The sequence below is a fragment of the Laspinema olomoucense D3b genome (assembly GCF_025370785.1).
GTDB lineage: Bacteria > Cyanobacteriota > Cyanobacteriia > Cyanobacteriales > Laspinemataceae > Laspinema > Laspinema olomoucense.
Genome location: NZ_JAMXFA010000104.1, coordinates 1 through 1,017, shown reverse-complemented (window position 1 = coordinate 1,017; position 1,017 = coordinate 1). Strand labels below are relative to the sequence as shown.

At 37.2% G+C, this 1,017-nt stretch carries 1 protein-coding gene; it reads right to left on the bottom strand.

Annotated elements, in window-relative coordinates; translation table 11 throughout:
- On the bottom strand, positions 1-951 hold the full coding sequence (locus NG792_RS28825; RefSeq protein WP_261237812.1) for an IS630 family transposase: 951 nt from the start codon (positions 949-951) through the stop codon (positions 1-3).
- Positions 952-1,017 lie beyond the last annotated feature (66 nt).

The window sequence follows — 1,017 nt, the reverse complement described above, 5'->3', positions numbered from 1 at the left end:
TCATGAGGTACAGTAGCAACAATGAGCAAACCAATTGCGAATATCTTGTTGAGTGACTTGCCGCATTGCTTCGGTAATCCCAATAACTAAATCTGCATAAGTTCTTGCTTGAAATTTTTTGAGCATTTCTTTAACTTTTGACCAAAAATTTTCAATGGGAGAAAATTCGGGAGAATAAGGAGAAAGATAGATAAGCTTGGCCCCAGCTTCTTGGATAGCTTCTTCAACTATTTTACTTGTGTGAATGCTGGCATTGTCCATAACTACACAAGCATTTTTCCATAAATTAGGAATCAGTTGGGTTACAATAAAGGCTTCAAATGTAACTTGGTTTGTGGTCCCATATATGTTGGTTGAAGCCACGACTTTTTTGAGAGACAAAGCCGTCAACAAAGATACTCTTTTTCCTCTTTTTTGTGGCTTTGTACCTAGAGCTCTTTGCCCTTTAATAGCTCGGGCTTTGGTTTTGATTAAGGCTAAGTCTACTCCGGATTCATCTATGAAAATCAAGTCCTCATAAGGAATGTCTCGAATTTTTTCCCAGAACTCAACTCGTTTTTTTTGAACTCTTTCGGTGAATTTTTCCTCGGCATGAAGGGTCTTTTTTTTAAAAGTGTAACCCAGCTTTTTAATAACTCTATCTAAAGTGGATGTACTGACTTTTACTCCAATTTTTTCTTCTAAAAAATCACAAAGCTCTTGCAGTGTAGCATCATTATTGTTTTCAATCAGCTCCATCAAAATTACTATTTCTTGACTCCCGAGTTTCGGGGCAGTATTTCCCCCTTGAGGTTTAGGTGTCAAATCACCAGTTTCTTTAGATTGCTTCAGAATTTTTTGCACAAAACTTTTAGCGACGCCAAATCGGGCAGCTATTTTTCGGATTGATTGATTTTCTTCCTCATAAATTTGTACAATTTTTTGGCGAAAGTCTAGGGAGTAGGGTTTCATGGTAGATTCAGATAGTTAAGATGAGTCAGTTCTTTTATGTATTGTACCTCATGAGTCCGTGAACGG